A 12,799-nucleotide genomic window follows, 5' to 3' on the forward strand; every position below is an offset into this window, starting at 1 on the left:
GCGGTTAATTCATCAGCGAATAAGCGATGGAAGAAATCGCCAGAATCCCCACCAGCACCACAAACAGGTTGCTGATTTTGCCGCTGTACTGGCGCATCGCCGGGACTTTATGAATAGCGTACATCGGCATCAGGAACAGAATCATCGCAATCACCGGCCCGCCCAGCGTCTCAATCATGCCGAGAATGCTCGGGTTCAGAGTGGCAACCAGCCAGGTGGTCAGCAGCATAAACAGCGTGGTCAGGCGATTCATTTTCTGCGGCGTGATGGTTTTGCCGCGGCTGCGCAGCGACTTCGCCACCATGCCATTGAAGCCTTCACGCGCGCCCAGATAGTGGCCGAGGAACGATTTGGTGATCGCCACGATGGCGACAATCGGCCCCATCCAGGCAATCATCGGCACGTTAAAGTGGTTCGCCAGATAGGAGAGAATGGTGATGTTCTGCGCCTTTGCTGCCTGTAAATCGGCGGGCGACAGGCTCAGCACGCAGCTGAACACAAAGAACATCACGGTCACTACCATCATCAGATGGGCGCTGGCGAGAATGCGTGAACACTTTTTCTCCGCGCCGGCGCCGTACTCGGCGCGTTTCGCCACGGCAAAAGACGAGATAATCGGCGAATGGTTAAAGGAGAACACCATCACCGGAATCGCCAGCCACAGTGTCATCCAGATACTGCTGTCGCTGCCGCTTTGCGCAAACGATAAGGTCTCCAGCGCCGCGCCGTGCCAGTGCGGCACCAGATACGCAGCCAGCAACATCAGCACTGCCACAAACGGAAACACCAGCACGCTCATCGCTTTGACAATCATCTGCTCGCCGAAGCGCACCACCGTCATCATGCCAGCAATCAAAATCAGCGACAGCAGCGCACGCGGCGGTGATACCAGCCCGAGCTGGTGCACAATAAAGCTGTCCACGGTATTGGTGATCGCTACGCTGTACATCAGCAGGATTGGGTAGATGGCAAAGAAGTAGAGCAGCGTGATGATCTTACCGGCGCCGACACCGAAATGCTCTTCCACTACGTCCGTGATATCCGCACCGGGATTTTTACCGGAGAGCACAAAACGCGTCAGCGCACGGTGCGCAAAGAAGGTCATCGGGAAGGCGAGAATCGCCATGATGAGTAACGGAATCAGCCCGCCCGCGCCGGCGTTAATCGGCAGAAACAGCACCCCTGCGCCAATCGCGGTGCCATACAGGCCCAGCATCCACACCGTATCACTCTTGCGCCAGCCGGTTGCTGCCGCATCCACCGTACCGAGGGTACCGGTTTGTGAGTTATCCATCTGTCTCTCCAAAATTGTCTCAAATGCAGCCGGAACGACGGCTAAAAATTCGCGGCGGCCTGCAGCGTGCGGTCGCTTCACAAAACGCGCCTATGCTACCCGTTTTTGCCCGGCGTGGATTGCCGCAACGCAAGACATGCATCACAAAGGCGGTAAAAATGCGCGAGATGGCGATAAAAGCAACAATAACGCACGAAACACGCACGCAATCGATTGCCTGGGGCGCTATTTGACCTGAGAAGTGTCAGGAGTGCAAGACACAGCGCGAAGTGGACGTGAGCGGGAGAATGAAGTGCGGGGATGTTGCCAGCAGCAGAGCGCTAAGGAGGAAACTCCCCCGGCAGCTAGCCTCGGGCAATGCTGTACTTCGCCAGAGGATAACGCCGGGAGAATTGAAAATCAGAACGCCCGCATTCTGTAGAGGGCATAAAGGAAATAGTACGCTGTGATAGTATTCAAATTCATAATCATGTACTTCAGTTTTTCATTTTTATTCAGCAGCGTAAAAATACCTTTAGAATATTTTCCGCGCTTGATTTGATTAATTTCCTGCGCAATATCAGCAGGTGAAAACGAGGCGTGATACATAGCGGTGACAATCTGCATATCCAGTGCCAGCACGCGTTTCGAGATTGCTTTTAAAAAATGGTCGAGATTACCCGACGCGTACTTTTCCACAAGCGAATCGTACAAATCGGTGAGCGACTGTTTACGCACTTTCAGTTCGCTGTACTGCACTTTACGTTTCGACAGCGATCCCGCCACATCCTCATAATGATAAGCCGCGCCTGGGGTAATGAGAAAATTACTGACGCAGCTGAAAAACTTCAGGTTAAACAGCAGGTCCTCACTCATCGAGACGCCTTCCATGAAGCGCAGATGAAGATCGTCAATAATCTGGCGGCGATAACATTTATTATGCAGATAGCCAATGTTGTCACTCATCTCCAGCTCGCCCAGCACGTAAGGAATATCCTGCTGGCTGAAGAATCCCGCCTGCGAGACTTTGCCGATACGGTTGTCGTTGAGATTGCCAACCATTAAGTCCACCGATTCGGCCGGCCAGGCATTGAGATTGAGTTTGAAACTCATCAGGAAGTTATCGTCAACCCAGTCATCCGCATCGAGAAACAGGACATATTCCCCGCTGGCCTGCTGCAGCCCGCTATTGCGTGCCGCACTGACGCCTGCGTTAATTTGATTAAGCACCGTAACCTGCGGATAGTGCGCAAACTCCTGCAAAATCCGGGCACTGTTATCGCGACTGCCATCGTTGACAACAATAATTTCATAGCTACTGAAGGTTTGATTTAATACGCTTTGCAACGTACGCCGGATAGTGTTTTGCGCGTTAAAGACGGGAATGATAATACTAAATAGCGTTTTTTCATTCATGATAAACTCTCTTTACTGTCTGAGGTTTTGATAGTGCTAAAGAGCTGCCATAGTTTCCTGGGGTTGAAAAAGATCAGATGAATACGCATGACCGGCTGTGCCGGGAAAAAGTAATTCAGCAGGGAGAACGATAAAAACTCGGTTAATACCACGCTCATGGCGGCACCGGTTAAACCGAAATGTGGCACCAGCAGCAGCGACGACAGCAGGCAAATCACTAATACCGCGAAGGTTTTCTTCACCAGATAGCGGTAGCCGTTATATTTAATGATGAAACGATCCATGACGCTGCTCAGCACCGCGCACATCGCACCGAGGCTGAGTAATAACGTTGGCGCGACCGCATCAAGATATTGCTCACCGTAGAAGTCACGAATAAACCAGCCCGACAGCAGCCAGATCGCCACAATTACCGCAGCGGAAACGCCAATCACCAGCAGATGCAATTTCTGCGCTTTGACGATCGCCTGCTGGTCATTACGCTCGGCAAAAAACGCCGGATAAAACGACGCCAGCAGCGCGCTGGGTAAAAATACCCAGGCGGTCGACAACGTCAGCGCCACGGAAAAAATGCCCGCCTCTTTCACGCCGAGAAAATAAGAGACGCTGATTTGGTTGACGCGGGTATAGAGCGCAACGGCAATCGCAGAGAAGATCAGCGACATGCCGGACACCAGCATGTAGCGCGAATACTTTTTCACGTGGCGCAGCGCCGGAAGCGGTGCACGCCGCTCATACAGCAGAAACAGCGTTAACTTGATGGTGAAAGGAATAAAGGTGGCGAGCACAATCGGGATCGCCAGCCAGGCCGGTTCGAGCTGGTAATAGGAGATCAGAAAGCGCACCGTCAGGCTGATCGCCAGGCCAATGACGTTGGCAATCACATTGAGACGCGCGTTGAGCCTCGCTTCGTTGTAAATATTGACCAGGTCAATGGATGAGAACAGGCAGGCAATGGCTGCCGCGCAGATAAAGACCAGCGCGTCGGCGCTCCACTCCTCTTCCATAATCGCCATGCCGACAATCGACAGCACGCAATACAGCACCAGTACCAGCAGGAAGGTCGCCATCATCAGGCGCAGGCCGGAGTGATGATTTTGCGCGATGCGTTTCAGCAAAATCACATCGCTGCCCATCAGTGCAATGGTCTGAATAAACTGAAATACCAGCATTGCGATGGAGATAATGCCGAAGGTGGTGGGCCCGACGTATTTCGCCACGTAGGAGGTGACAAAGATCAGGCCGAATACCGCAATCAGCTTTTCGGCAATCATCCACATGGAGTTTTTTAATTTGTCTTTCACAACGCCTCCGGTGCGATTATTTCTCTGCCAGCCGGCGCAGCCGTGAAACCAGGCGCGGGCTAATGAAAAACAGCGCAAAATACAGGCTCCACGGATTAAATAGCGGTCCGGCGGAGCACCAGCTGCGGAAACTGCGGCGATAGAGCGTGATGTATTCATCAATAAAGGCGCGGCTCAGGCTGTCGCTGTGCAGCCCTTTGTGGATGTAAGACGCCGTGACTTTTAAATAGAGGTGGTAATAGCAGCGATAATGCTGGCTCGATAAAAACGCCTTCATGCCGCTGAACGAGCGGGCAAAAGAGAAATGTTTTTCCCGCAGCGCCGAACGCGTGGCGGAGTGCGTGGATTTGACGTAGTGATAAACCACCCGCTGCGTCATCACTACCTGGCGATCCTGCTGCAGATGCAGGTAGTTCATGACAAACAGCAGGTCTTCGAAATTGGCGATCTCTTCATTGAACCGCAGCCGGTGCTGACGAATGACATCGCCGCGAAACACCTTGTCGCAGATACCGTGGCGCGGATGGTAATAGAGCAGATCGTTAATCGCCGCCGATACCGACAGCGCGTGCGCCTGTTCACGGTTGGCGGGAAAATCCAGCGGGGCACCGTCCGGGTTGAAGTGTTGTGACTCACCCACCACCATCGCCGTTTCATCACTCATCAGCCGCACATACGTCGAGAAGGCCTGGGGCGGCAGAAAGTCATCGGCGTCTAAAAAACACAGCAGCCGGCCGCGCGAGGCGCGAATGCCCCGGTTGCGCGCCGCCGAGACGCCCGCGTTGGCCTGGCTGATAAGGTGGAACTGCGGATAACCGGCGTAGCGCTGCAGGATCGCCAGCGAGTCATCGCTGGAACCGTCATTAATAAAAATGGCCTCAAAGCGAACCTCATCCTGCTGCAGCAGGCTGTCGATGCATCTTTCCAGATAAGCTGCGGCGTTATACACCGGCACAATGACGCTAATCAGCAAGTCGTTAACGGGAGTTTGCATATGACCTCAAAACATAATTTATTGCGGGTTAAACCCGCCGTGACAAAATAAAAATCGATACTGAACCGTTAATACTTAACGTTTAACGGCCCATGCTTTCATGCGGCTTAACATTAATACGCCGCTGTTTTCAGAGTTTCCTCAGCAAAATATGACCGCCTGAATACGTCTATTTTTCGCTGGCGCCAGATAAGAATTTCGCTATATATTCAGGACAGGTTTATCTGGCGATTTAAAGGGTAAAAACCGCAGGCTACCGCCCCTGGCTTACAGCGACCAGCGTGCTGAAATTCTCTTTGGTGCATTTTCAGGCGTAAAGAAGGGGCGCTGCACTCCGCAGAGTTCAGTGAATTATCAGCCAGTTAGCCCCAACGCCTCCTGCACAGCAACGTATTTATTGCGTTGCTGCCGGGTAAAACATTTATCAGATAGAGGTTTATTCGTTATCCTGATCGGCGCTACCTCTCCAGCTATTTTTTGCCGCATCAGGAGAACGGGAACTGCCGACCGCGGTTGAAAAGGTGCATCTTTCGACGGGCCTTCGCAACGAGCGTCACGACATTAACGATATTTGCTGTATGCCCTGCACTTTTATTACGCCGCGATGTGTGTTGCGCGGCGCGAGGTGCAAGTGGCGTTAATTCAGTCCGGCTATCGCAGCCGGACTGCAAATGGTACAAGGCCAAAAATTGCGATCTGATTCAAAACTTTTACCGCATTCTTACCAGGCGCAGTTATAAGGTCAATGCCTTCCAGACCAAAACGGAATTTACTCACTCGCCCCGCCACAATATTTCGCGCTGACTGATTAGCATGGATAAAGCGCAACCGCGGCGATTGATAAGGGCGGCGCGCGCTGCTGACCAGGAATAAGAGCAGGGAAACCGGCGGATAAGTCCAGTAGCATCCTAAGCGGTTGTTATCGCAATGGGTTACGCCCTCGCCGTCCCGCTTAAGCAGTAATAATCTTTATTCATTGTGCTGACCTGCTATTTTTAGTAGTCGTCAAGCCCTGCCTCTATAAATTAGCGTCGTGCGAAAAAATACAGATCCTTACCGCACCACAAACTCAACTTAGCGCGATTTCATGCTGCTTACTTTAACAATCAGCGCTTCGCTGACGTGACTTAGGCCAAATATTTTTTTAAAGAAAGCCGGTAAATGCCGATAACGCTATCAGTGTATTTATCAGTGAGCCCGGAAATGATCAGCCTGCAAACCAATCTGTCTGCCCTCAACGCCAGCAAGCAATCTGCCAGAAGTGGCGCGGCGCTGGGCGATGCGATCCGCCATTTATCGTCGGGTATGCGCATCACCAGCGCGCGTGACGATGCGGCAGGTCAGGCGATTGGTAACCGTTTTAGCAGCCAGCAGAACGGCCTGGCGGTGGCGCAGCGTAATACCGGTGAAGGCCTGTCACTGGTCGAAACCGCGGAAAGCGCGCTGGATGAGATCAATAACCGCCTGCAGCGGATTCGCCAGCTGGCGGTTCAGGGATTAAACAGCACCAATTCGCAGAGCGACTCAGACGCCATTCAGGCGGAGATTAACCTCAATCTGAAAGAGATTGACCGGCTCAACACCAGCAGCAGCTTTAACGGCATCAGGCTGCTGGATGGCAGCGCCGGTAAGCTGGGATTCCAGGTGGGCGCTAATGACAACGAGAAAATCAGTCTCGACCTGTCGGCGCCCGGCTTCAGCGTGGAGGCACTGGGACTTAAGGATTTGGTGATCAGCGGCATCAGCGGCAAAGTGACCAATGTCACCACCCTCACCGGCCTCGCCACCAATATGGCGTTCAGCAACCCGGCGATTACCGTGAACTATCTGCCCGCCAGCGGCTCACCGCAGCTGGTGCGCAGCAGTGGTGATAACCGCCAGTACGTGCAGAGCAGCGACGCCGACGGCAAGCCGGTCTATTATCTGGCCGCCGTCAGTGCGCGCTGGGACACCGCCACGGCTGCCGGTAACGTCTCGATTAGCCGCAGCAATCCGGCGCCGCTGTACAGTAACGTCAGCAGCATTGCGTCGCGCACCATCCCGGCGGTTAATTTTCAGGACAGCGGCGGCAGCGCGCTGAGCACCACGCCCGCAGCCACGTTAACGCAGGATAATGGCCAGTATTATATTGAGCAGAACAACAGCTGGTATCCGGCCACGCTCAGCTTTGGCAGCAGCGGCGCAGTAACGGCACGCATGACCGGCGGTGCCGCCAAAACCGACAGTGATTTCGCCACCCTGCCGACCACGGTGACCGACACGCCGGCGATCGACACCAGCACCGCCAGCCTTAGCTTCAGCGATGCCAGCGGCAATGCAGTGAGCAATGGCCGTCTGCTGCGCACCAGCGGCGGGCAGTATGTAATGGAAGTGGATAACGGCGGCGGTAGCTACCAGTATTACAACGCCGCCGTCAGCGCGACCTCGGATGGCACCAGTAATTCCCTGAGCATCGTCGCGACCAGCGCCAGCAGCATTAACAGCTTCAGTGCGGTAAACAGCGTGACCGGCACCTCCTACATCACGCTCGATCCGGCCAATGTGGATGTGCGCTATACCGATGTCGATGGCAACAGCAGTAATGATGTGCTGAAACTCGACGCCGACGGCAATTACTACATGGATGTGCCGAACGGCAATCTGGATAAAACCGCCACCTTCGTGCGCAGTGACAGCAGCGGCAACCTGATGCTGAAAACCCTGCAGGGCGTGGGTGACGTGCAGATTTACTTCCAGGCGGCTTTGTCGTCAGTTACCGATGCCTCCACCAACTTTACGACGCTGCGCGTGGCCGAGACCGGTTCAGAGATCCGCCTGAAGCATCCGGACGATCCGCTCGCCACGCTGGATCGCGCTATCGGCCAAATCGACAATCAGCGCACCCGTCTGGGCGCCGTTGCTAACCGGCTGCTCTCGGCGCAAACGCTGCAGGGCAACGCGACCGCCGCCATTGCGGCATCGCGTTCCCGTATTGAGGATGCGGATTACGCCACGGAAGTCTCCAGCCTGTCGCGACAGCAAATTCTGCAGCAGGCCAGCAGCGCCCTGCTGGCGCAGGCTAATCAGCTGCCGCAGCAGGTGCTGAAGTTACTGAACGCCTGATAAAGGACGTCATCCGGCTTCAGATGAGGCAGAAGCATCACGCTGCTCACGCACAAATTCGCTGAGCGCCCGCAGTGCCGGCGGCACCAGCCGGTGTCCCGGATAGTAGAGGCAGAGCGCACCGAGAGGCACCTGCCAGCCGGGCAGCAGGTGCACCAGTCGGCCCGCCTGCACATCCGCCGCGACCTGCTGTTCCGTCATGCAGGCAATGCCCAGACCCGCCAGCGCTGCCTGGTGGATGGCGCTCATGTCGCTGGCCGCCATACGCGGCTCGCCCTGCAGCCGATAACGCTGCTGCTGCTGGCTCAGCTCCCAGCGGTAAACGCTGCCGTCCGCCATACGCATACACAGGGTTTGATGCTGATCGAGCGCCTCTGGCGTCTGCGGTGTGCCCGCGTGTGCGAGGTAGGCTGGCGCGGCCACCACAATCATGCGCATTTCCGGCGTCAGCCTGACGGCAATCATATCGCCCGGCACATCTTCTGCCAGCCGAATGCCGGCATCGAAGCCGTCGGCCACGATATCCACCCGCTCTTTCTGGCTGTAAATATCGACGCGAATGCGCGGATAGCGCTGCAGGAACGGCAGCAATATCGATGCGTACCACAGCGCACTGCTCTCCGGCGGCACGTTGAGACGCAGCATACCGGCCGGATCGCCCGGATCGCTGCCGGCTTCCTCAGCCGCGCTGCGGATCATCGCCAGCGCTGGCACAATTTTCTCGCTGAAACGCCGTCCGGCATCGGTCAGCGCGACGCTGCGCGTGGTGCGGTTGAAAAGCCGCACGCCCAGCCGTTTCTCCAGCGCGGCAACCGCATTGGTCACCGCCGAAGGCGACATCTCCAGCTCGCTGGCCGCCGCTTTAAAGGTGCCGCGCCGCGCGACCGCCAGCACAATTTCCAGTTCAGTCAGACCTGTCCGGTTCATCAATTATTCCGTTTTGCGCAATACCCTTTGCAGGCGGAGGCGGATTATCGCCGCCGGTGGTGCGTGCTACTTTGCCGCCACGCAACATGCAAAGGAGCATAGCCATGCACATGATTGAACACATCTATATCAACGGCCAGTTTGTCACTCCTGACGGCGATGAATGGCTGGATATTATCAAACCTGCCGACGGCAGCGTAATCGGTAAAGCGCGTCTGGCCAATGCGCAGGATGCTGAACGCGCGATTGCGGCGGCCGCGGCGGCGTTTCCCGCCTTCGCCGCGACCACGGTGGCGCAGCGCATCACCCTGCTGGAACAGATGTACCATGCGGTTAACCGCGCCGAAAGCGAGCTGCGCGCAGCGATCCTTGAGGAGTACGGCGCTCCCACCGCACGCTCCGAGTGGATGAGCCGCTATCCGGCTGATGTGATTCTGCAGGTAATAGAAGAGCTGAAACGCTATCCGTTTGTACAACAGGCAGGCCGCGCGCAGGTGCAGATGCTGCCGCTCGGCGTTGCCGGCCTGATCACGCCATGGAACAGCAACGCGGGCTTTATCTGCCACAAACTGGCGACCGCGATTGCCGCAGGCTGTACCGCCGTGATCAAACCCAGCGAGTTCAGCCTGTTGCAGACCCAGGTGATCACCAGGGCGCTGCACACCGCCGGTTTGCCTGCGGGGGTGTTTAATATCGTCACCGGACGCGGTGCCAGCGTCGGTGAAGCCCTGAGCCGCAGTCCGCAGGTGGCGAAAATCTCCTTCACCGGCTCGACCGCCACCGGCAAAGCGATTTTGCGCAGCGCCGCCGACACCTTTAAACGCGTCACGCTGGAGCTGGGCGGTAAATCACCGACGCTGATTTTGCCGGATGCCGATGCCGCGCAGGCGGCCGGGCTGGCGGTTCAGGCTGGCTTTATCAACAGCGGCCAGGCCTGTATTGCCGGCACGCGCATTCTGGTGCCGGAGCAGCGCAAGGCCGAGTTCGAACAGGCGCTGACGGCGGCAGTCGTTGCGGAGGTCTCCGGCGATCCGGCTGACGCGCGCACCACCATCGGGCCGATGGTTAACGAGAAACAGTGGCAACGCGTGCAGCACTATATTGCGCTTGGCGAACAACAGGGCGCGCGCCTGCTGACCGGCGGCAGCGGCCGCCCGGACGGACTGCACCACGGCTGGTATATCCGCCCGACGCTGTTCAGCGATGTCACCAATGATATGCCGCTGGCGCGCGAAGAGATTTTTGGCCCGGTGCTGAGCATCCTGACCTACCGCGATGAAGCCGAAGCCATCGCCATGGCCAACGACAGCGATTACGGCCTGTCGGCACTGGTGATCGGTGCGGATGAACAGCATGCACGCCAGGTGGGAGAGCAGCTGATCGCCGGCCGCGTGATGATCAACACGCTGGCACACGAACCGCGCGCGCCGTTCGGCGGTTTCCGCCACTCCGGCATCGGCCGGGAGATGGGTCAGGCTGGTATCAGCGCGTTTCTGGAACCAAGGGCGCTGATTGCTGGTTAAGGATGAGGTGAGCGCTGCAGTGAATAGCACTGCGGCGCAGGGTGTCGCGCCAGAGCAATGCGCCTCTTTTAGATTGTGATTATCCTGACGCCCATCACCTTTCTGCGCACGCAAAAATCGCCATGTTTATAGGTGTTGAGGGCACAAATCTGTCACACAGGCTGAATCGGGACAGTAACAATATTAGATAAGGGATTGATTTAACTGGTGCCGGAAACAGGAGTCGAACCTGCGACCTTCGCATTACGAATGCGCTGCTCTACCAACTGAGCTATACCGGCATTGAGGCGGGAACTACGGGGAGTAAACATAGAAAAATCGGGGAGATGAGTCAAGATGGTGCCGGTTAAGTGCTGCGTTTTTCAGCATCACCCGGGCTGGCCTTAGGTTTTGACGCGGAAAAACCGCGGCGAACAGCGCCGTCTCGCGCCAGACACAAAAAAAGGCGAGGCCGCAGCCTCGCCAAAAGGTGCTGGCCTCAATCGTAATAAGGAAGCTTACGATCGACACCGTTGATATTGACCAGCACAAAGCCCGTCGGCGTGGTTTTATTGGTCGGCGTACCTGCTGCCGTCGCGACGGTAAGCACGCCTTTCTCGTTAGCCCCAATACCCGCGACGCCATTGTGCAGGCCAAAGCGCGCCGCCGGTTTGAGGGTGCCCATTTTGGTGGTATCCGTCACCACCGAGAAGTCAGGCTGGAACAGCGAGCAGGAGCCGGCTTCAAAACGCGTCGGCCCGGTGGTCTTCAGGTTAATCAGCGTGTCGCCGCTGTTGGCGCGCAGCTTCACCCATACCACGGCATAGGTGGTGCCGACGCGGCTGTAGCGAATATCCAGCACCGCCGGCTGCCCCATATGGCAGGCGTCAGCCCATACCGTTTCCAGCCGCTGCAGGTTAATCCACGTTTTCCCGGTGCCTGCCAGATTGACCGGCGAGGCGGCCGTTCCGGTTGGCTGGGTAGCGTCGGCTTTACCAATCAGCTCCATCACCCACTGCTGATTCGCCGTCGGAAAGAACAGCTGGCCGAGGCGATACCAGTTATCGGTGTCGGTATTGTTGGTGACTTTGTGGCCGCTGTAGTAGCCCGCGCGGAATGAGCCGGTGATCAGCGTGCCGTGATGCTCTTCACGGCGATAGCCGTAGTCAAAGGTCGACAGCCAGCGCGTGCCGGCCATATCGTTCGAGATCTTCGCTCCGGACTGCAGGCCAATCTGGCGCATGATGACGCGCGCATTATTGAGATTGAACGGCGTGCCGCAATCCTCAATGTTCAGCGTATCAATGCTCCAGGCACCGTCCGACAGATCGCCCGGATTACGCGTGTGCTCAATCCACACGTTACGCATGATGCCCTGCGTCACGCGCGGCATGTACAGCGTGGCGTCGCCATAGCCGGTCTGGAAGTTACAGTTGCAGATCTCGATAGCCGTTGAGTGGTCCCACTTGCCGTTTGGCGAGTTCGACCAGCCAATGTCAAACACCCGGCCATAGGTCCACAGCGTGTAGATCTGGTCAAATTTACTGTCGAGCGTATCCAGCGCTTTAATCACCGTGCCGCCGCTGTTTTGCGCGCGGAAACAGTAAATATTTAACGTGGTGCCTTCGATGCAGGTGTTTTCGAAGAACGGCTGCACGTTGGTACACATCTCGGCGGTAATGGTACCTTTGTTGGTGGTGACGTCGGCCGATGCCTGACCGTGCCAGGTGATGCCTTTGATCGCGGTCCGCCGTGCCTTCACTTTGAACACCGTGTTGGCACTTTTGTCGGAGATGATGGTAGTGCGCGGCAGCGAACCCAGCTCCACGTCATCCCCCTGCAGGCCAAAAAAGGCGATCTCGGTGGCGCTGATGTCGATCGGGTTAATCAGGAATTTACCGCCCGGAAAACGCACCGGCAGGTCACGGATATTCCCGCTGTAGCCCTGCGTCCACGCCAGCATGCGGTTAAAGGCATCGGTGTCGTTGGCGTAACCGTCCCCTTTCGCGCCAAAGTGGTAGACGTTGACGTCAGCCGGATCGTTGATCACGCGTTTCCAGTAAAAGCCATTGCCGACCGCCAGCGTACCGCCGTCATCGGCGGCCGTGGTGGTGCCGATAAAGCCGGTGAAATCACCGCCGCCACGGAAGGTAGAGTCCGGGTTGTAGCGGCGCAGGAACGCCAGATCGCCATTTTTGGCCGGCACAGTGGTACGCAGTTCAGCAAAAGAGTTAACTTCGATCATCTTAGCCTCCTCGGCATTTCAGGTTTGCAATACAAA

8 protein-coding genes and 1 tRNA gene are annotated in these 12,799 nt (G+C 56.5%); 2 read left to right on the forward strand and 7 right to left on the reverse strand.

Annotation, left to right across the window (positions count from 1 at the left end):
• Positions 1-4: 4 nt before the first annotated feature.
• The 4 genes from AC6I8P_RS14435 to AC6I8P_RS14450 all read right to left on the reverse strand — a co-directional run bounded on the left by AC6I8P_RS14435 (position 5) and on the right by AC6I8P_RS14450 (position 4,987).
• Positions 5-1,294: an HAAAP family serine/threonine permease gene (locus tag AC6I8P_RS14435; RefSeq protein WP_481657804.1), complete on the reverse strand. Its 1,290-nt coding sequence runs from the start codon at positions 1,292-1,294 to the stop codon at positions 5-7.
• Positions 1,295-1,693: 399 nt separating this feature from the next.
• The gene (locus AC6I8P_RS14440) at positions 1,694-2,689 is read right to left on the reverse strand and encodes a glycosyltransferase family 2 protein (RefSeq protein ID WP_481657805.1); all 996 of its coding nucleotides are present in this window, start codon (positions 2,687-2,689) and stop codon (positions 1,694-1,696) included.
• Positions 2,686-3,993 carry an oligosaccharide flippase family protein gene (locus AC6I8P_RS14445; RefSeq protein WP_058758004.1) on the reverse strand — a complete coding sequence of 436 codons (1,308 nt, stop codon included), beginning with the start codon at positions 3,991-3,993 and terminating at the stop codon, positions 2,686-2,688. The genes AC6I8P_RS14440 and AC6I8P_RS14445 overlap by 4 nt, the downstream gene beginning before the upstream one ends.
• A 16-nt stretch (positions 3,994-4,009) precedes the next feature.
• Positions 4,010-4,987 carry a glycosyltransferase family 2 protein gene (locus AC6I8P_RS14450; protein WP_498030687.1) on the reverse strand — a complete coding sequence of 326 codons (978 nt, stop codon included), beginning with the start codon at positions 4,985-4,987 and terminating at the stop codon, positions 4,010-4,012.
• 1,203 nt (positions 4,988-6,190) lie between these two features.
• Between AC6I8P_RS14450 and AC6I8P_RS14455 the strand changes: the two genes are divergently transcribed.
• On the forward strand, positions 6,191-8,089 hold the full coding sequence (locus tag AC6I8P_RS14455; protein ID WP_498030688.1) for a flagellin N-terminal helical domain-containing protein: 1,899 nt from the start codon (positions 6,191-6,193) through the stop codon (positions 8,087-8,089).
• Positions 8,090-8,098: 9 nt separating this feature from the next.
• On the opposite strand, the gene AC6I8P_RS14460 is transcribed toward AC6I8P_RS14455, so the two are convergent.
• The gene (locus AC6I8P_RS14460; RefSeq protein ID WP_481657807.1) at positions 8,099-9,016 is read right to left on the reverse strand and encodes a LysR family transcriptional regulator; all 918 of its coding nucleotides are present in this window, start codon (positions 9,014-9,016) and stop codon (positions 8,099-8,101) included.
• Positions 9,017-9,120: 104 nt separating this feature from the next.
• On the opposite strand from AC6I8P_RS14460, the gene AC6I8P_RS14465 reads away from it, so the two are divergent.
• Positions 9,121-10,539 carry an aldehyde dehydrogenase family protein gene (locus AC6I8P_RS14465; RefSeq protein WP_481657808.1) on the forward strand — a complete coding sequence of 473 codons (1,419 nt, stop codon included), beginning with the start codon at positions 9,121-9,123 and terminating at the stop codon, positions 10,537-10,539.
• A gap of 205 nt (positions 10,540-10,744) precedes the next feature.
• Here the strand turns inward: AC6I8P_RS14465 and AC6I8P_RS14470 are convergent.
• Together AC6I8P_RS14470 and AC6I8P_RS14475 are read right to left on the reverse strand one after the other, a co-directional pair.
• Positions 10,745-10,820, reverse strand: a tRNA-Thr gene (locus AC6I8P_RS14470).
• A gap of 197 nt (positions 10,821-11,017) precedes the next feature.
• Positions 11,018-12,763 (reverse strand): putative phage tail protein, encoded by a 1,746-nt coding sequence (locus tag AC6I8P_RS14475; RefSeq protein ID WP_021507268.1) that lies wholly within the window; start codon positions 12,761-12,763, stop codon positions 11,018-11,020.
• Positions 12,764-12,799 lie beyond the last annotated feature (36 nt).

This window comes from gamma proteobacterium symbiont of Lampromicra miyakona, assembly GCF_059730895.1.

What these genes read in the sequence shown, in the direction of transcription:
- AC6I8P_RS14475 (WP_021507268.1), bottom strand. Translation starts at nt 12,763, where the DNA reads ATGATCGAAGTTAACTCTTTTGCTGAACTGCGTACCACTGTGCCGGCC.
- AC6I8P_RS14460 (WP_481657807.1), bottom strand. Translation starts at nt 9,016, where the DNA reads ATGAACCGGACAGGTCTGACTGAACTGGAAATTGTGCTGGCGGTCGCG.
- AC6I8P_RS14450 (WP_498030687.1), bottom strand. Translation starts at nt 4,987, where the DNA reads ATGCAAACTCCCGTTAACGACTTGCTGATTAGCGTCATTGTGCCGGTG.
- AC6I8P_RS14440 (WP_481657805.1), bottom strand. Translation starts at nt 2,689, where the DNA reads ATGAATGAAAAAACGCTATTTAGTATTATCATTCCCGTCTTTAACGCG.
- AC6I8P_RS14465 (WP_481657808.1), top strand. Translation starts at nt 9,121, where the DNA reads ATGCACATGATTGAACACATCTATATCAACGGCCAGTTTGTCACTCCT.
- AC6I8P_RS14435 (WP_481657804.1), bottom strand. Translation starts at nt 1,294, where the DNA reads ATGGATAACTCACAAACCGGTACCCTCGGTACGGTGGATGCGGCAGCA.
- AC6I8P_RS14455 (WP_498030688.1), top strand. Translation starts at nt 6,191, where the DNA reads ATGATCAGCCTGCAAACCAATCTGTCTGCCCTCAACGCCAGCAAGCAA.